The organism is Saccharopolyspora antibiotica (genome assembly GCF_047200635.1).
In the GTDB taxonomy this organism is placed as follows: Bacteria; Actinomycetota; Actinomycetes; order Mycobacteriales; family Pseudonocardiaceae; genus Saccharopolyspora_C.
The window spans coordinates 1-17,394 of sequence record NZ_JBJZOI010000020.1; the positions used below are offsets into that span (position 1 = coordinate 1).

General features: G+C 73.0%; 13 protein-coding genes. 3 read left to right on the forward strand and 10 right to left on the reverse strand.

Annotation, left to right across the window (positions count from 1 at the left end):
- The first annotated feature begins 217 nt into the window (after positions 1 to 217).
- Positions 218 to 658, forward strand: coding sequence for an Rv3235 family protein (locus tag ACL03H_RS17430; protein ID WP_412812308.1), 441 nt, complete (start codon positions 218 to 220; stop codon positions 656 to 658).
- Positions 659 to 754: 96 nt separating this feature from the next.
- On the opposite strand, the gene secA is transcribed toward ACL03H_RS17430, so the two are convergent.
- The 7 genes from secA to ACL03H_RS17465 form a co-directional block, all read right to left on the reverse strand.
- Positions 755 to 3,658: a preprotein translocase subunit SecA gene (secA, locus tag ACL03H_RS17435; protein WP_412812309.1), complete on the reverse strand. Its 2,904-nt coding sequence runs from the start codon at positions 3,656 to 3,658 to the stop codon at positions 755 to 757.
- A 212-nt stretch (positions 3,659 to 3,870) separates the two neighbouring features.
- Complete coding sequence (gene hpf, locus ACL03H_RS17440; RefSeq protein WP_412812310.1) at positions 3,871 to 4,581, reverse strand: ribosome hibernation-promoting factor, HPF/YfiA family; 711 nt, start codon at positions 4,579 to 4,581, stop codon at positions 3,871 to 3,873.
- A 149-nt stretch (positions 4,582 to 4,730) separates the two neighbouring features.
- Positions 4,731 to 5,768: a ComF family protein gene (locus tag ACL03H_RS17445; RefSeq protein ID WP_412812311.1), complete on the reverse strand. Its 1,038-nt coding sequence runs from the start codon at positions 5,766 to 5,768 to the stop codon at positions 4,731 to 4,733.
- 59 nt (positions 5,769 to 5,827) lie between these two features.
- Positions 5,828 to 7,558, reverse strand: a complete 1,731-nt coding sequence (locus ACL03H_RS17450; protein ID WP_412812312.1) for an LpqB family beta-propeller domain-containing protein — start codon at positions 7,556 to 7,558, stop codon at positions 5,828 to 5,830.
- Positions 7,555 to 9,315 (reverse strand): MtrAB system histidine kinase MtrB, encoded by a 1,761-nt coding sequence (mtrB, locus tag ACL03H_RS17455; RefSeq protein ID WP_412812313.1) that lies wholly within the window; start codon positions 9,313 to 9,315, stop codon positions 7,555 to 7,557. The genes ACL03H_RS17450 and mtrB overlap by 4 nt, the downstream gene beginning before the upstream one ends.
- Positions 9,316 to 9,340: 25 nt before the next feature.
- On the reverse strand, positions 9,341 to 10,018 hold the full coding sequence (gene mtrA / locus ACL03H_RS17460; RefSeq protein ID WP_412812314.1) for an MtrAB system response regulator MtrA: 678 nt from the start codon (positions 10,016 to 10,018) through the stop codon (positions 9,341 to 9,343).
- A 149-nt stretch (positions 10,019 to 10,167) separates the two neighbouring features.
- Positions 10,168 to 10,806, reverse strand: a complete 639-nt coding sequence (locus ACL03H_RS17465; RefSeq protein WP_412812315.1) for a dTMP kinase — start codon at positions 10,804 to 10,806, stop codon at positions 10,168 to 10,170.
- 203 nt (positions 10,807 to 11,009) lie between these two features.
- Between ACL03H_RS17465 and ACL03H_RS17470 the strand changes: the two genes are divergently transcribed.
- Both ACL03H_RS17470 and ACL03H_RS17475 read left to right on the forward strand, forming a co-directional pair.
- Positions 11,010 to 11,804 carry a hypothetical protein gene (locus ACL03H_RS17470; protein ID WP_412812316.1) on the forward strand — a complete coding sequence of 265 codons (795 nt, stop codon included), beginning with the start codon at positions 11,010 to 11,012 and terminating at the stop codon, positions 11,802 to 11,804.
- A 222-nt stretch (positions 11,805 to 12,026) separates the two neighbouring features.
- Complete coding sequence (locus tag ACL03H_RS17475) at positions 12,027 to 14,693, forward strand: hypothetical protein (protein ID WP_412812317.1); 2,667 nt, start codon at positions 12,027 to 12,029, stop codon at positions 14,691 to 14,693.
- Positions 14,694 to 14,709: 16 nt separating this feature from the next.
- Here ACL03H_RS17475 and ACL03H_RS17480 read toward each other — a convergent pair whose 3' ends face one another.
- The 3 genes from ACL03H_RS17480 to ACL03H_RS17490 all read right to left on the reverse strand — a co-directional run bounded on the left by ACL03H_RS17480 (position 14,710) and on the right by ACL03H_RS17490 (position 17,267).
- Positions 14,710 to 15,027, reverse strand: a complete 318-nt coding sequence (locus ACL03H_RS17480; protein WP_412812318.1) for a winged helix-turn-helix domain-containing protein — start codon at positions 15,025 to 15,027, stop codon at positions 14,710 to 14,712.
- Positions 15,024 to 15,491, reverse strand: coding sequence for a hypothetical protein (locus tag ACL03H_RS17485; RefSeq protein WP_412812319.1), 468 nt, complete (start codon positions 15,489 to 15,491; stop codon positions 15,024 to 15,026). Before ACL03H_RS17485 ends, ACL03H_RS17480 begins: the two co-directional genes overlap by 4 nt.
- A gap of 264 nt (positions 15,492 to 15,755) precedes the next feature.
- Positions 15,756 to 17,267 carry an amino acid permease gene (locus ACL03H_RS17490; protein WP_412812320.1) on the reverse strand — a complete coding sequence of 504 codons (1,512 nt, stop codon included), beginning with the start codon at positions 17,265 to 17,267 and terminating at the stop codon, positions 15,756 to 15,758.
- Between the last annotated feature and the right edge of the window lie 127 nt (positions 17,268 to 17,394).

A 17,394-nucleotide genomic window follows, 5' to 3' on the forward strand; every position in this document is an offset into this window, starting at 1 on the left:
ACATGGAGAACTCTACAGACCCCCTGAAACGGCCTGAACACCACCCCCCTGTTCAAGCGAACTCGCAGGTCATGGCCGGTTAAATCGCGATGTCGGGCTCCGCGCGCACTCACACCTTCGGGGCGAGCCGCGCCGATCGATGACCGCATCCGGCGTCCCCGGCCCTCTTCTTCACGAGACCGGGACACCCGGTCCGCCCCGACCACCAGGAGCCGCCATGACAGCCCCCGCCGCCACGCCGCCGATCCTGCTCCCCGCAGCGCCGGATACCTACCTGGTCCCCGACTCGTCCCGGCCCGCCCAGGTGCTGCGCGTGGAACTCCCGAACCCCGCGACCGCCCCGGCGGATCGGACCTCGGACGCGCTCGCCGCCTCGCTCGGCGCCCCCGTGGTCGAAGTGCTGCTCGGGCGACGCCCGGTGGAGCAGATCCGACCTCGGGTGTCGCCGCGCGTGGAACGCCTGCTGCGCTCCCGGCCCGTGCGCCGGTTGCTCAACGAGCCCGCGCAGCGCCTGCTGTCCACGCACGCCTGCGTGATCGGACCCGATCTCGTGGAGGGGTGCGCCGTCATCACCTCGCGGGTCCGCACCCGCGCCCTGGTGCTGCGCTGGGAACGAGGAGAGCGGGGATGGCTGTGCACCTTCCTGTCCATCGTCTGAGCCCCGGACCGGCCCGCACTCGCCCCGACGCGGTCCGAACGCGACATCGCCCCGCACTCCTGGAGTGCGGGGCGATGGGAGAACGCGAGCGGGAGGTCAGTGGCGCTTGTGCCGCTTGGCCTCTTCCCTCGCCGCGGCCCGGCGCTCGCGGCGCGTGCCCGTCTCCTCGGCGCCGGCGGCGCGGTCGGAGCTGGTCTGCACATCACCGGACTCGGCCGGGCCCGAGTAGTTCAGCCGCTGGCGCTGCGGCTGCGCGAAGCCCTGCCCGCCGAGCGCGCTCGGCGGGCCGTCGCCACCGGCGGCCCCGCCGAGCTGGCTCATCGCGGGCCCCGCCGCGCGGGAGCGCTTCGACCGGGGTTGCGCGGCCTCGGGAGCCGGGGCCTGCGGGGCGCGCTGCTGGCGAACCGATCCCGGGATCGCGGGCTGGACGTCGGTCGGGAAGTCGGAACCGTCGGACCGGCTCACCGAAACGGGGACCGAGGGCTCCTCCGGAGCGGGCTCCGGTTCCGCCGCCTCGACCTGGACGTTGAACAGGAAGCTGATCGACTCCTCCTTCAACGCCTCCAGCATGGCGTGGAACATGTCGAAGCCCTCGCGCCGGTACTCGACCAGCGGATCGCGCTGCGCCATCGCGCGCAGGCCGATGCCTTCCTTGAGGTAGTCCATCTCGTAGAGGTGCTCGCGCCACTTGCGGTCCAGCACGCTGAGCACGACCCGGCGCTCCAGCTCGCGCATCGCGCCCGGACCGACCTTGCCGTCCACCTCTGCCTCGCGGCGGTCGTAGGCCTCCCAGGCGTCGTCGAGGACAGCCTCCTGCAGGCGCTCCTTGCTCACGTCCTCCTCGGACTCGACGAGCTCCTCCCAGCTGAGCTGGACGGGGTAGAGCGCCTGGAGCGCGGACCACAGCTTCTCGAAGTCCCAGTCCTCGGCGTAGCCCTCGGCGGTGGCGCCGTTGACGTAGGCCGCGGTCACGTCCCTGATCATGTGGCGGGCCTGCTCGCGCAGGTCCTCGCCCTCCAGCACCCGGCGGCGCTCGGCGTAGATCACCGTGCGCTGCTGGTTCATGACCTCGTCGTACTTGAGGACGTTCTTGCGGATCTCCATGTTCTGCTGCTCGACCTGGGTCTGAGCGCTGCGGATGGCCTTGGTGACCATGCTGTTCTCGATCGGGACGTCATCCGGCACCTTCAGCCGGGTCATCACCGTCTCGACCATGGCCGCGTTGAACCGGCGCATGAGCTCGTCACCCAGGGACAGGTAGAAGCGCGACTCACCGGGGTCGCCCTGCCGGCCGGAACGACCGCGGAGCTGGTTGTCGATGCGGCGGGATTCGTGCCGCTCGGTGCCCAGGACGTAGAGGCCGCCCAGCGCGCGGACCTCGTCGGCCTCGGCCTTCACCTGGGTCTTGACCTTGTCGACGACGGCGGGCCACTCCGCCTCGTACTGCTCGCGGTGCTGCACCGGGTCCAGGCCGCGGCGCCGCAGCTCCGCGTCGGCGATGTGGTCGACGTTGCCGCCGAGCACGATGTCGGTACCGCGACCGGCCATGTTGGTGGCCACCGTGACCGAGCCCCTGCGCCCCGCCTCGGCGATGATCCCGGCTTCCGACTCGTGGTGCTTGGCGTTGAGGACGCTGTGCGGAACGCCCTTCTTGGTGAGCAGCTTCGCGAGGTGCTCGGAGCGCTCGACGCTGGTGGTGCCGACGAGGACCGGCTGACCGGCGCGGTGCTTCTCCTCGATGTCCTCGGCGACCGCCTCGAACTTCGCGGCCTCGCTCTTGTAGACGAGGTCGGGCTGGTCCTTGCGGGCCATCGGCTCGTTGGTCGGGATGCTGACGACGCCCAGCTTGTAGGTGCCCTGGAACTCGGCGGCCTCGGTCTGGGCCGTACCGGTCATGCCGGCCAGCTTCTCGTAGAGGCGGAAGTAGTTCTGCAGCGTGATCGTGGCCAGCGTCTGGTTCTCGGCCTTGATCTCGACGCCTTCCTTGGCCTCGATCGCCTGGTGCATGCCCTCGTTGTAGCGGCGGCCGTGCAGGATGCGCCCGGTGAACTCGTCGACGATGGTGACCTCGCCGTCGCGGACGATGTAGTCCTTGTCGCGCTTGTAGAGCTCCTTGGCCTTGAGCGCGTTGTTGAGGTAGCCGACCAGCGGGGTGTTCGCGGCCTCGTAGAGGTTCTCGATGCCCAGCTGGTCCTCGATGATCGTGACGCCCTCTTCGGTGACGCCGACGGTGCGCTTGCGCTCGTCGACCTCGTAGTGGGCGTCCTTGCGCAGCATCGGGGCGAGCCGGGCGAACTCCTGGTACCAGCGCGAGGACTGGTCGGCGGGACCGGAGATGATCAGCGGGGTGCGCGCCTCGTCGATGAGGATGGAGTCGACCTCGTCGACGATGGAGAAGAAGTGCCCGCGCTGCACGCAGTCGGCGAGGCTCCACGCCATGTTGTCGCGCAGGTAGTCGAAGCCGAACTCGTTGTTCGTGCCGTAGGTGATGTCGGCCGCGTAGGCCTCGCGGCGTTGCTCCGGGGTCAGCTCGGCCATGATGGCGCCGACCTCCAACCCCAGGAAGCGGTGCACCCGGCCGATCCACTCCGCGTCGCGCTTGGCGAGGTAGTCGTTGACGGTGACCACGTGCACGCCCTCGCCCGAGAGCGCGTTGAGGTACGCGGGCAGGGCGCAGGTCAGGGTCTTGCCCTCACCGGTGCGCATCTCGGCGATCTGGCCGAGGTGCAGGGCCGCGCCGCCCATGAGCTGAACGTCGTAGTGGCGCTGGCCGAGGGTGCGGTGGGCACCCTCGCGAACGACGGCGAAGGCCTCGGGGAGCAGCTCGTCGAGGCTCTCGCCCTCCTGGTGGCGGCGCTTGAACTCGTCGGTCTTGGCCCGCAGATCTGCGTCGGAGAGCGCGACCACTTCGTCTTCGAGCTCGTTGATGTGCGCCGCGATGGCGCGCAGGCGCTTGAGCGTCTTGCCCTCGCCGGCGCGGAGCAGTCGGGACAGGACCATCCGGTCGACCTCACTAGCTGATCGTGATGCGCCCGCCTGGGACGCCTTGTGGTCATCGTATTGGAGCCGGGTTGCGCGGGAAGCGGTTCCGGCGGAGCGGCGGACGCACCGGGCCCCGGACGGCGACCGTCCCCCGCGCACACGGTACGCGGGGGACGGTGAGCGGGGTCGGGCGCTGGCGCGGACTCGCCGCTCCCGATCGATCTTCAGGCTCAGGCCGCCAGGCGGATCACCCCGTAGTCGAATCCGCGGCGCCGGTACACCACGCTGGGGCAGCCGGTGTCGGCGTCGGCGAACAGGTAGAAGTCGTGGCCCACGAGCTCCATCTCGTAGAGGGCCTGGTCCACGGTCATCGGGGTGGAGGTGTGCGCCTTCTCCCGCACGACGCGGCCCGGCTCGTAGCCGTCCTCGTCCGCGCTGCCGCGGGGCCGGGGGACCTGGCGGTCCCCGGTCGCGGGGCCGGTGCTGGTGGCGTCCGGCGCGGTGCCGTCGGTTTCGGAGGTCTCCTCGTCGGGGGCTTCCAGGAGGCCGACCGCGGTGCCCGATCCGGAAGCGGCGACGGTGCGTGTGGTGTTCGCCGCGGTCGCCTCGGCGACCGAGGTGGACTTGTGCCGCCCGTAGTGCACCTTCCTGCGGTCGTGCATCCGGCGGAGCCGGTTCTCCAGCTTGCTCGTGGCCGAGTCGAGCGCGGAGTAGAAGTCCCCCGCGGATGCCTCCGCGCGCACGGCGGGACCACGGCTCTTCAGGGTGATCTCCACGCGCTGGCAGCTCTTGGCCTGACGCGGGTTGCGCTCGTGGAAGAGTTCCACGTCCGCCCGAATGGTCTTCCTGTCGTAGCGCTCCAGCCGGGTCAGCTTGTCGGCGATGTGCTCCCGGTAGTGCTCGGGAACCTCAACGTTGCGACCCTTGACGACGATGTCCATTCACGACCTCCGTTCCTTGCGTACATCCGTGGACGTGTCCGCGCGGTGGCGCCGGAACTGCGGCGGTCTCAGCCCGCTACCGGCGCCAGGGACATGGGTTCCTCACTCCTCTCCCACAGCCCGGGAACGACTGAATGCAGGCACGTTAGCTAACTTCGCCATCGGGAAACAGCCCCCGGGACGGGCGACGTCAAGCCGCCACTGAGCGTGATGTGCACGGCTAGACGGGCGACGCGCGAGGGGGACGAGGGGCCTCTCCACGGCGTGTCCCAGGTCACTCGCTTCACTCCTTCGGCGGAATCATGACGAGTCGTGGCTACGTGCTGCCACGAGCGGTCCCGGAAATTCACCCCGGTGCAGGCGCCGGGCGCCGAGTTCTGCCGACCGCTCATACCCCCTGAACGAACGAGGGGGTGGTTCGAGTTCCGCCCGGACGCGGGAATCGGTGGAGCTCGGGCCGGGACCTGCCCGGCGGCCGTCGTGAGCACCAGCACCGCCGCGGTGGCGAGCCCGCGCCCGGTGAGCGCGCGCAGCGAGCTCAGCGCCGTCGCGCCCGTGGTGAGCACGTCGTCGACCAGCAGCACCCGCGCGCCCGGGGGCGGCGACCGGCGGGAGCGGACCGCGAGCCGCCCCGCCAGGTTCGCCAGCCGCTCCGCCGCGTCCAGCCCGACCGAGTCCCGGGTGCCGCTCGCCACCAGGCAGTCCGCGACCTCGGCCGCGATCCCGCGGCGCGCGAGCTCGGCCGCGGCCCGGCGCGCCACGCGGGTCATGTGCGCGCCGCCGCGCCGCCGGGAGGCGAGCGCCCTGGAAGGAGCGGGAACCAGGTGCCAGGCGCCTTCCGGCTCCGAACCGATCCCCCAGTCCCCCAGCCCCGCCACGCCGTCCGCGAGGGCGCGTCCGAGCGGGTCGGCCAGGTCGCGACGGCCGCCGATCTTGTAGGCGAGCACGGCGCGCCGCGCCGCCGCCCGGTAGGCGCCCAGCGCGAACACCGGGGGGACCGGTTCGGCCCCGGCGGGGAGCGCGCCGCGCACCGCGCGCAGGCCGCCGAGCTCCCGCGCGCACCCGGCGCACCAGCCGGTGCCGGGACTGCGGCAGCCCGCGCAGCGGCGCGGCAGGACCAGGTCGACCAGGCCGGGGCCGGCGGCGGCGAACGCGGGGCGCGGGGCGCCTTCCTCGGATGCGGGCACGCCCGCGAGGATGCGCGTTCCGCGCGCCCGACTCACCGGGGCGCGTCGGCGGGCCCCGGTCAGCCGGGGAAGAACGGGATCGAGCTCCCCTTGAACTGGCCCGGCAGCACGCTCCACACCGAGCCGGGGGCGTCCGCCTCCCACAGCCAGCTCTGGTCGGCGACCACCACCCGCCGGTCGGGTCCCGCCGTCACCGCGTTGATGGGCTGGGTCAGGTTCGCCGAGGCGTACTCGGTCCAGTCGAACCCGTCCACCGAGACCTCCATGACCGGCGCGGAGCCGTCGGTGGCCACCACCAGGGACTTGTCCGTGAGCCAGTCGACACCGGTGATCCGGAAGCTCCGGGAGGCGCCGAGCACCACCGGATCGCGCAGCGCGGTCGCATCGCCCTGGTCCACGACGGCCGCGACCACGAGGCGCCCGTCGACGACCCCGGCCGCGCGGGTGCCGTCGTGGGAGAGCCGCAGCTCGGTGACGGGCCGCCCGCCCGCGAACTCGGCCGCGTCGACCCGTTGTGGGCGCCAGGCCCCGTTCTCCCGCACCGCGCGGAACACCTCGCCGCCGTTGACGACCGTCCACACCTCGGAGTCGCCGCGCCAGGTCGGCCTGCTCATGAAGCTGCCGCCGACCGGCACCTCGGTCATGGCCTCGCCGTACGGTCCGATCCGCAGCGCCACCTGCCCGGCGGGGGTGCGGACCACCGCCGCCAGCCGCGAGCCGTCCGTGGACTGGGCGCCATCGAGCACCTCCAGCGCTCCCGAGCCGGTCGGACCCGGGACCGGGGCCACGTCCTCGTCGAGCACGTGCAGCCGCTCCCCCACCACCGCGAGACCGGGCAGGTCGGGGGGCACCTCGTTGTCGACCTCGAAGGCGCGCACGTCGGCCGGTTGCAGGTCCCGCTTGCCGGGGAGCAGCGGCACGCCCTCCTCCTGGAGCCGCACCCGGGCCTTGCTGACGCTCTGCAGGGAGAGCACGACCTGCGCCGCGATCATCCGCCTGGCCTCCAGGTCGAGGTCGCCCAGACCGCTGAGGTTGACCAGCAGCGCCCCGTCGTCGGCCTCGGCGACGTTGGTCCGGGGGTAGGCGCCGGAAGGGAGCTTGCTGCGCATCGCACCCCGGAAGCCCTCCGATGGACCGCCGAGGAGCAGCTCGACCACCCGCCGGGGCAGGGTGCTCTCGGTCTGGGAGGAGATCCAGCGCAGGTCCGGAACCACGCCCCTGCCGTCGTGGTCGGCGAAGTAGATCGGCACCGGCATCAGGTCCCGCTTGAACGAGCTGCGGCTGATGACCATGTCCGGCGGCGGGTCGGCGATCCGCCACTGGTCGCGGGCGTCCCGGACCACGCGGACCTGCGCCTGGTAGGGGCCGCTCTCGGGGACGAAGGAGAAGTCCGGGCGCAGCTGCCCGACCCGGTCGCCCTGCACCCGCACCAACCGCACGTCGTCGGGCTGACCGGGCGCGGGCTGGTCGGGCGCGGGCGGGACGGGGATGGTGCCGAGGTCGTCAACGACCAGCACCGAGGGGCCCGGCTCCCAGCGCCGCTCGGCATCGCGGGTGAGGTGCTCGCGCGCGGCGGCGAACCCGGTCTCGGGGGAGGACCCGGAGTCGACGAAGCTGCGCACCACCTGGAACGGATCCGCGCCGGGCGGCGGTTCGGGGGCGGTGGTCCGGGTGGTGTTGCCCTCCACGATCGGCTTCACGGCCATCGGGTCGGAGCGCTCCGGGATCGAGGCGCACGACGCCAGCGGCAGCACGACCAGCACCGCGGCGGCGAGGCGACGGCGGATCATCGCGGTTCCTCCCCTCTTCGGTCGGCCCCGGCGGGGCTCGCGTGCTCCGACAGCCGGGCCGGGCCGGTGTCGCGCGCGGCGAGCTCGCCGTCGCCTTCCGCGGTGGCGTCGAGAGCGCGGGCCAGCAGCGCGTCGGGGGCGGCGATCCGCCGGTCCGCGGGCATCGGCAGCGGGCTGCCGGGCAGCTCCTGCCCGGGGGTGCGGGGCAGGGTGAGCCGGAAGCACGACCCGGAGCCCGGTTCGCCCCACGCGTCGAGCGTGCCGCCGTGCAACCGGGCGTCCTCGGAGCTGATCGACAACCCGAGCCCGGTGCCGCCGGTGCGCCGGTTGCGGGAGGGGTCGGCGCGCCAGAAGCGGGTGAACACCAGCTCCGCCTCCCCGGGTCGCAGCCCGACGCCGAAGTCGCGGACGCTCACGGCGACGGCGTGCTCGTCGGCGCCGAACCGGATCTCCACCGGGCCGCCCTCGGCGTGGTCGACGGCGTTGGCGACGAGGTTGCGCACGATGCGCTCGATCCGGCGGGCGTCGCCGACCAGCTCGAGGTCCAGCACGGGTATCTCGACGCGCAGCGGGACGTCGCCGCTCTCCGCGATGCCGCGCACCGAGTCGACGGCGCGCTGCACGATCGCGGGCAGGTCCAGGGGCTCGGCGGCGAGCTCGGCGACCCCGGCGTCGAGCCGGGAGATCTCCAGCAGGTCGGCCAGCAGGGATTCGAAGCGGTCCAGCTCGTCGACGAGCAGCTCCGTGGAGCGGGCCAGGCCGGGCGGGAACTGCTCGCGGGACGCGTGCAGCACGTCGGCCGCCATCCGCACCGTGGTCAGCGGGGTGCGCAGCTCGTGCGAGACGTCGGAGGTGAACCTGCGCTGCAGCTGGCCGAACTCCTCCAGCTGCTTGATCTGCTGCTTCAGGCTGTCGGCCATCTCGTTGAACGACTCGGCCAGCCGGGCCACGTCGTCCTCGCCGATCACCCGCATCCGCTGGTCCAGGTCGCCGTCCGCGAGCCGGGCGGCGTTCTGCGCGGCCTGCCGCACCGGGCGCACCACCTGCCGGGTGACGAGGTTGGTGATCGCCCCGAGCAGCACCACCAGCACCAGCCCGCCGACGAGCAGGGTGCTCTGCACGACGCTCAGGGTGCGCTTCTCCGAGGTCAGCGGGAACAGCAGGTACGCCTGCAGGGACCGGGTGGCGGAGTCGACGGGGGTCCCGACGATGAGCATGGTGACCGCTTCGCCGTCGCGGGAGACGGTGTAGATCTGCTTGGCCAGCTGCCCCTGCTGGACGAAGCGGCGCAGCTCCAGGGGCACGTCGTCGATCGGGCCGGCGGCGGGCTGGGCCTGCGAGTCCGCGCCCGTGCCCGCGCCGTCGACCAGCACCGGGTCGAAGGCCCCGGCGGCCTGGTTGTGCCCGGCGTTGGGCGTGGTGAGCCGGTTGAGCGCCTGCTCCAGCTGCTGGGCGACGTCGTCGGAGTTCGGGTCGACGGCGGTGAGCTCTCGCTCCAGCACGGGCAGGCTGGAGCGGACCTGGCTGATCGCCGCGTCCTCCTTCGCGCTCATCAGCTGGAAGGTGATCTGGGTCTGCAGCACCATCCCCAGCACGCAGATGACCACCGAGGACAGCGCGAGCGTGCTGACGACCACGCGCAGCTGCATGGAGCGGCGCCAGAGGTGTTCGAAGCGCTGCCAGCGGCTTCGGAGCTCATCGCGGGCGCGCGTCGCCCACCGGCGCAGCGCGCGCCCCCGGTTCGCCCACCCGCTCAACGCGGCGGTCTCCCGCCTCCGGAAGTCACGGCGGGCCCGCCTTGTACCCGACGCCGCGGACGGTCAGCACGACCTCGGGCCGCTCCGGGTCGCGCTCGACCTTGGAGCGGAGCCGCTGCACGTGGACGTTGACCAGCCGGGTGTCGGCGGCGTGGCGGTAGCCCCAGACCTGCTCGAGCAGGACCTCGCGGGTGAACACCTGGCGCGGCTTGCGGGCCAGCGCGACCAGCAGGTCGAACTCCAGCGGGGTGAGCGCGATCGGCACGCCCTCGCGGGTGACCTCGTGGCCGGGGACGTCGATGCTGAGGTCGCCGATGGCGAGCACCTCGGCGGGTTCGGCGTCGGTGCGGCGCAGCCGGGCGCGCAGCCGGGCGACGAGCTCCTTCGGCTTGAAGGGCTTGACGACGTAGTCGTCGGCACCGGATTCGAGGCCGAGCACGACGTCCACGGTGTCGCTCTTGGCGGTGAGCATCACGATCGGGACCACGGACTCGGTGCGGATCGCCTTGCACACGTCGATGCCGTTCATGCCGGGCAGCATGAGGTCGAGCAGCACCAGGTCCGGTTTCAGCTCGCGCAGCGCGGGCATCGCCTTGGTGCCGTCGCTGACCACGGCGGTCTCGAAACCCTCGCCACGCAGGACGATGGTCAGCATTTCGGCCAGGGCCGGGTCGTCGTCCACCACGAGCACGCGCGCCTTCATGCCCCACATGGTTGCACTTCTCACTCCCGGGTCGTGCAGCACCCGCCGATCGTCACCGCAGGTCGTCGCGCCTGCACCGAACGCGGAGCCCGGAGTACCGCCGAACGGGCGAGTCGTGCGCGGAGCGGATCTCGCGCGCGTCCGGCGGCTCAGCCGCTGATCTCGGCGGCGAGGGCGGCGTGGTCGGGCTGTCGGGAGCCGTCCACGACGCGCCAGGGCGACCACCAGTTCGCGGCGGCGAGCTCGGCGTAGACGCGGCCGCAGCGCACCTGCAGCGGAGCGTCGGATTCGAAGCCGTCCCGGCGCCGGGTCTCGGTGCGCTCGCGGTGCTCGGCGCGCTCCGCGGCGACCTCGGCGGGCACCTGCAGCAGCAGTTGCAGGTCGGGCCGGGGCAGGCCGAAGCGCTCGATCTCCAGCTCGCGCACCCAGCGGGCGAACTCGCCGTCGGCGCCCTGGTGCAGCCGGGCCGCGCCGTAGGCGGCGTTGGAGGCGACGTAGCGGTCCAGCAGCACCACGTCGTGCCCGGCGAGCAGCTCCCGCAGCCCGGGCGCGGCGCCGCGCCGGTCGAGCGCGTAGAGCACGGCCATGCCGTACACCGATTCCCCCAGGTCGCCGTGGCCGCCGTGCAGCGCCTCGGCGACGAGCTCGGCGTGCACGTCGGCGGTGTAGCGGGGGAAGGCGGCCTGCGCGACGGTGCCGCCGCGCTCCCGGACGCGGGCGGTGAGCCCCTGGGCGAGCGTGCGCTTGCCCGCGCCGTCCAGTCCTTCGATCACGATCAGCCGCCCCACGTCGGGGACGATACGCAGCCGGGGAGCGGGTACCGCCATTAGGGTTGCGCCCCGCCGAAGCGGCCCGGCGGGGCCGACCTCGCGGGCACACTCGATCTCGCGGCGGCCGGACCGCGCGCCGGGGCAGGCGCGGCGCCCGACCGGGTCGTCGCCCGGCCGCTCGCGGACCGGAGCCCAGCCGGGACCGCTCAGGAAGGACTTCCATGCCTCCCCGCATCCAGGCGCGGACCACGAAGCCGCTGCCGCCGTACCGCGCCGTGCTCGCGGTGGACGCCAAGGACTTCAGCAGCGCCCCGAGCGCGCACCAGGAGGCGCTGAGCGCCGACGTGCCGGAGCTGCTGCGGGCCGCCTCCGAGCAGAGCGGGCACTCGCGGTTGTGGGAGGCGAAGGTGCTCGGCTCGGCCACCGGGGACGGCTACTTCTTCGCGGTCGACGCCGCGGACGCCCCGTTCCTGGTGGACCCGTTCCTCGCCGAGCTCGACGACGTGCTCAGCGAGCACGACGAGGTCGTGCGGGCCAGGGACCGGCGGTTGAAGCTGCGGCTGCGGGTGAGCGTGCACCTCGGGCCGATCCCGGACAGCGGCCTGTCGACGGCGATGAACGAGACGCACCGGCTGCTGGACTCCGAGCCGGTGCGGGAGGCCCTCGCCGGGACGGACCCGGAGGTCACCTACGTCGCGGCGATCCTGTCCGAGCGGGTGTTCACCGACGTGATCGAGGGCGGTTACGTGAAGCTCTGCGCCTCCCAGCTCGCGAAGCGGGCGGTGCGGGTGAAGCGGTTCGCCAGCACCGGCTACCTCTACGTGCCGAACGGCTCGCCGGCCCCGGTCGCCGAGGGCGTGAGCCGGATCGACCCGGAGCGGCTGGCGGAGCGGCAGCGCGCCGAGGAGCCCGCCGAGCGTCCCGCCGTGCACAACGAGTTCTCCGGGACGAGCAGCGGTTCGGTGCTGCAGATCGGTCACGCCCGGGACGTGCGCGGGCTCGGCGGCACGCGCTGAGCTCACCCGTGCGGAGCAGTCATCGCTGCGTTCCGGCACGCCCGGGCGGGCCCGTGACCTGGGACTGCCCGGCAGTACCCACCAATCGGGGACAGGCCGAGGCGAGGGCCGTCACAATCGGGTGTCGGAGGGTTCGCCACGAGTTGATCCGCGGTGGAGAATCACCGGACTGGTGATCATGACCCCAGTGATCACGCCATCATGCGAAGGCCAGGAGGCACAGTGCAGATTCCGGGGCCCGACACCCGCGTGGTCGAGCTGCGGGTGCACGGCATCCTCGGCACCACCGGGGACGCGCTGACCGACTCGGTGGCCTCGGTCGACGTCGCGGGTGATGGCGTCGGACGCATCGTGCGCCCCGCCGACCGGCTGCGCAGGCCGGTGCCCGGTCCGATGCTCACCGCGGGCGACCGGACCGTGCCGCGCATCGTGGAGGGCTACGTCTGGGGCGGCATGACCTCCGGCGGCTGGGCGAAGGCCAGCTGGGCGCTGATGTTCCCGTTCGCGCTGAGCAACGTGGCGCACTGGATGCTGCCGCCGGCCCGGTCCGGGAGCGCGATCAGCGCGCTGCTGTCCCGCGTGCTGCGGGCGCTGCTGCGGGTCGGCGCGCTGCTGCTGACGATGCTGTTCGTGGCGCAGCTGTCCGTGGTGCTGCTGGACCTGCTGGCCGCGCAGTGCCTGCGGCCGGGTTCGCAGTGCCTGAGCTCCGTGCCGGAGTCGCTGCGCGCGGTCCCCCAGGTTCGGGCGCTGCCCGCGGCGCTGCTGCTGGGGCTGGTGGTGCTGCTGATGCACCGGCTCTCCAGCGCGTCCTGGTCCGTGTCGGGTTCGTGGCGGGCGCTGCGGGCCCCGGCGGCGGACGGTTCGCGGCACGGCGCCCGGGCCCCGGTGCTGCCCGGTTCGAAGGTGGTGGCCGATCCGGACACCCCCGCGTTGCGCGCGCTGCACGTGACGGGCGCGCTCGCGGTGATCTCGGTGCTGCCGCTGGGCGGACCGCTCTCGCCGAGCGCGGATCCGCGTTGGCTGCTGGCCGAGCTGCTGCTGGTGCTCTCGCTCGGCGGCACGCTGCTGCTGGACGATCCCAGCGGGATGGGCACCGGCCCGGTGGCCGCGGTGGTGCGCGGGCTGCTGAGCCGCGCGGTGCGGCGGATCGTGATCGCGGTGGCCGGAGTGCTGGTGTTCGCGGTGGCCGCGGTCCCGGGTCCGCTGGACGCTCCGCTGCCCGGCTCAGGTGCCACGGTGGACGCGATCACCGTGGGGCTGCTGCTGACGTGCCTGGGCGTGGCGGCGCTGCTGGTGCCCGCGGCGCTGCTGGCGCGGCCGAGCTGGTCCTCGGTGCCGCGCGACCTGCGTCCCTGGGCGGGCGGCTGGATGGCGGCACCGATGCTGATGGTGGCCGCCATGCTCGGTGCCGGGTTCGGCGCGGGCCTGGCGCTGAGCCTCCGGCAGGTGCTGCGGGAGCCGGGGCTGGTGCTGCCCGCCGCCTACGACGACGTGGCGCTGTTCTGGGGCAGCGCGGCGGTGCTCCTGCTGCTGGGCTCGATCGGCTTCGGTTGCTGGCTGCTGATCAGGCGCTGGTTCCCGGCCGCCCCCGACGACGTCCCGGACCAGGTGGCGCTGCTGCACGCGGGCAGGCAGCAGGACCAGCGCAACGCGGCGGGATCCTGGCGGATCGCCGAGGCGCAGCGCCGCTACTCGCACCACGTGCTGCTGCTGATCGCCGCGGTGCTCACCGCGAGCACCGCGCTGGCGCTGGGGCTGCGGGCCTGGGACTTCCCGCGCACGGAGTGGGCGGACTGGTTGCGGACGCTGGGGGTGCTGGCGCTGGGCGTGCTCGCCGCGGGGCTGCTGCGCATGGTGCAGCTGGCGGCGAAGGAGCGCACCGCGGGCCGCTACCTGGGGATCCTCTGCGACCTCACCTTGTTCTGGCCGCGGGAGGCGCACCCGGTGGTGCCGCCGTGCTACGCGCTGAAGGTGGTGCCGGAGCTGGCGGCCCGCGCGGCCGAGCACCTGGCCGAGCCGGACACCCGGGTGGTGCTGGTCGGGCACAGCCAGGGCAGCCTGCTGGCCGCCGTCGCGACCGCGCGGCTGCTGGAGTCGCTGCCGGAGGCCGACCGGGAGCGCGTCGGCCTGGTCACCGCGGGTTCGCAGTTGCAGTGGGCCTACCCGCGCGCCTTCCCCGGGGTGGTGCCGCACCAGTCGCTGCGGGACCTGGCGGGTTCGCTGAACGGGCGCTGGCGCTCGCTGTGCCGCGGGACCGATCCGCTGGGCGGTGCCGTGACGACCTGGAACCGCCAGGTCTTCGACGGGATGCTGATCGGGGTCGGGCTGCGCCCGGACGGCTCGCAGGGGCCGCTGCCACCCGCGACGCGCGGGCCGACGGGCGCCTTGGTGCTGGGCGGGGATCACTGGCTGCCCGACCCGCAGCGCGGGCCGTTCTCGTTCCGCCGCTGGGTGCCCGGGGTGCTGGGGCACTCGGACTACAGCGGGGACCCGGAGTGGGATCGCGCGGTGGCGATGGCCGCCGGGCTGGAGATCCCGGTCCGGGGTGCCACGCTTCCGCTGCGCACCCCGGCCGCGACGGCGGTCGCGCAGGCCGCCGACCCGCTGGGCGCGCTGGCGGATCCGCGCCGCGCCGCCGATGCCGAACCGGCGAAGGCGGCCGAGCCCGCCGCCCCGGCGCCGCCCCCGGGTGAGGAGGACTCCTCGGTCTCGGACCTGCTGGGCTGGGACCCGGACCAGGCGGAGTCCGAGGAGGCGCCGGAGCTCGTCGACCAGGAGGAGGACGGGGAGCACGCCCCGTCCCGCTCGGTGCTGCCGGAGCTCACCGACCCGCGCGGCCGGGCCGCGCCGTGGGAGCGGGGCAACGCCCTGCGCTCGGCGGACCGCTGAGCCCGGCGTCCCCCGCTCACGGCGTGTCCAGGGCGTGCCGCAGCTGGGCCAGCCATTCCAGGTGTCCTCGGATCGCGGACCGGCCGTCCCGGGTGAGCCGGAACCAGGTGCGGGGCCGTCGCCCCACCGAGCCCTTGCGCACCTCCAGGTAGCCGGCGTCCTCCAGGGCTCGGCTGTGCTTGGAGATCGCGGAGTCGCTCACGCCCAGCATGTCCCTGGCGGTGGCGAAGTCGACCCATTCCGCGCCTTGCAGCAACGCGCACAGCGCCAGCCGGGGCCCGGTCTCGAAGATCGGTTCCCGTCCCTTGTCGGAAACCTGCCCGGGCTCGCTCACGGCTGGGCCCTGCCCGCCTCGATGTCCCGGACCATCGCCGATCGGGTCTTGATCTGGGCGACGAACACCACGACGACCACCACGGCCAGCACCGCGAACGCGTAGGGGTGCTGGTCCTGGCGGACCAGTGCCCAGATGCCGGCGAACCCGGCCAGGGTGACGCCGTGGCCGGCGAGCCAGATCGGCCGGGCGCTCGGGTAGGCGCTGATCCGCTTGGGGAGGTAGACCCCGGACCGGCGGCGCCGGTACCAGGAGTAGAGCGCCGATCCGATGCCCAGCGCCGCGATCACCCAGGACAGGTAGGGGGTCGTGGGGGCGGTGAACCAGCTCAGCCAGATCGGGACGCCGGCGAACACGACGAGGGCCGCTCCGTAGAGCACCCAGTAGGCGGCGGGGAAGCGCGCGTGGTCGGCGATGCGGCGGCGCGCGTCGGCGACCTGGTCGAGTTCCGGGGTGTTGGACATGGGGGTGATCTCCGATCTCCGCTTACTTTCGATATGGAAAGTGTACGCACATCGGGAAGTAGATGCCAAGTGCCCGCGCCGGACCGCGCGCAGCGAAGCGGACCCGCTCCCCCGGGACGGGAGAACGGGTCCGCTGCTTCAGGAGAACGTCCGGCTCCGGGCGGGAACCGAACCGGTTGGCGCCCGCTCAACGCCGCGAGGCGCTGAGCTCCGGCGACCGGCACCGGCGGCCCGGCCCGCTGCGGGCCGGGCCGGGACCACCGATCAGACCGAGCCGCCCGCGGAGATGTCGCCGCGCTGCTGGGCGCCGAGGCGGGAGTGCTTGCGGCTGTAGAGGAAGTACACCACCACGCCCGCGACCATCCACACCAGGAACCGCACCCAGGTCAGCGCGGTCAGGTTCAGCATCAGCCACAGGCAGGCGATGATCGCCAGGATCGGGATCGCGGGCACCAGCGGCGCCTTGAACCCGCGCGGCAGGTCGGGGCGGGTGCGACGCAGCACGATGACGCCGGCGGAGACGAGGATGAACGCGAACAGCGTGCCCACGTTGACCATCTCTTCGAGCTTCTCCGCCGGGAACAGCGCCGCGGCGAGCGCCACGACCCCGCCGACGATCAGCGTCGCGCGGACCGGGGTGCCCTCCGCGCCCGTCTTCGCCAGCCCGCGCGGCAGCAGGCCGTCGCGGGACATCGCGAACAGGATCCGGACCTGGCCGAGGAACATGACCATGACCACCGTGGTGAGACCGGCCAGCGCGCCGACCGTGACCACCCCGGCGGCCCAGGTGATGCCGTTGATCTCGAACGCGGTGGCCAGCGTGGCCTTCTCGCCGTTCACGGTGGCCAGCTCGGTGTAGTTGACCATGCCGGTCACCACGACGGCGACGGCGACGTAGAGCACGGTGACGATGGCCAGCGAGCCGAAGATGCCGCGCGGCGCGTCGCGCTGCGGGTTGCGGGTCTCCTCGGCGGTGGTGGCCACCACGTCGAAACCGATGAACGCGAAGAAGACCAGCGAGGCGCCGGCCAGCAGGCCGAACACGCCGTAGCTGCTCGTCTCGCCGCCCAGCAGCAGCGACAGCAGCGACTGGTCGAGCTTCGAGGCACCCTCGACGCTCTCCTGCGCCGGCGGGATGAACGGCGTGTAGTTGGCGGGCTTGATGTACGCGAGGCCGACCACGACGACCAGCAGCACGACGAACACCTTGATGGCGCTGATCACGAGGCTGACCCGCGCGGAGAGCTTGGTGCCGATCGCGAGGACGGTGGTGAGCCCGGCGATGAGCAGCAACGCGCCCCAGTCGAACTGCAACGGCCCCAGTTCGAGCTTGGTCGGCACCCCGTTGATCCCGACCAGCTGGAGGACCTGCTGCAGGTAGCTCGACCAGCCCTTGCTGACCGCCGCCGCGGCGACGGCGAACTCCAGGATCAGGTCCCAGCCGATGATCCACGCGATGAACTCGCCGAAGGTGGCGTACGAGTAGGTGTAGGCGCTGCCCGCGACCGGAACGGTCGAGGCGAACTCCGCGTAGCAGACCGCGGCGAGCCCGCAGGCGATCGCGGCCATGACGAAGGACAGCGACACCGACGGCCCGGTCACGTCACCCGCGGTGGACGCGGCGAGCGTGAAGATGCCCGCACCGATGACCACCGAAACACCGAAGACCATCAGGTCCCAGGCACCGAGGTTCTTGCGGAGCTTCGTGTCCGGCTCGTCGGTATCTTTGATCGATTGCTCGACCGACTTGGTTCGCCACAGCCCGGTCCCTGGCACTGTCGCCCTCCTCTTCCAACCCGAATGGTGGAACGCACCCTAGCGGGGGAGTGTCGCACCGCATTCGCCCGAAAACAGTGTGGCGGGAGGAATTCGTTAATGCTCTGTGACCGGCCCGGCCAGCCGG

Coding starts and splice junctions, on each gene's coding strand:
- ACL03H_RS17430 (WP_412812308.1), top strand. CDS start 218: ATGACAGCCCCCGCCGCCACGCCGCCGATCCTGCTCCCCGCAGCGCCG.
- ACL03H_RS17470 (WP_412812316.1), top strand. CDS start 11,010: ATGCCTCCCCGCATCCAGGCGCGGACCACGAAGCCGCTGCCGCCGTAC.
- secA (WP_412812309.1), bottom strand. CDS start 3,658: ATGGTCCTGTCCCGACTGCTCCGCGCCGGCGAGGGCAAGACGCTCAAG.
- ACL03H_RS17450 (WP_412812312.1), bottom strand. CDS start 7,558: ATGATCCGCCGTCGCCTCGCCGCCGCGGTGCTGGTCGTGCTGCCGCTG.
- hpf (WP_412812310.1), bottom strand. CDS start 4,581: ATGGACATCGTCGTCAAGGGTCGCAACGTTGAGGTTCCCGAGCACTAC.
- ACL03H_RS17485 (WP_412812319.1), bottom strand. CDS start 15,491: ATGTCCAACACCCCGGAACTCGACCAGGTCGCCGACGCGCGCCGCCGC.
- mtrA (WP_412812314.1), bottom strand. CDS start 10,018: ATGAAGGCGCGCGTGCTCGTGGTGGACGACGACCCGGCCCTGGCCGAA.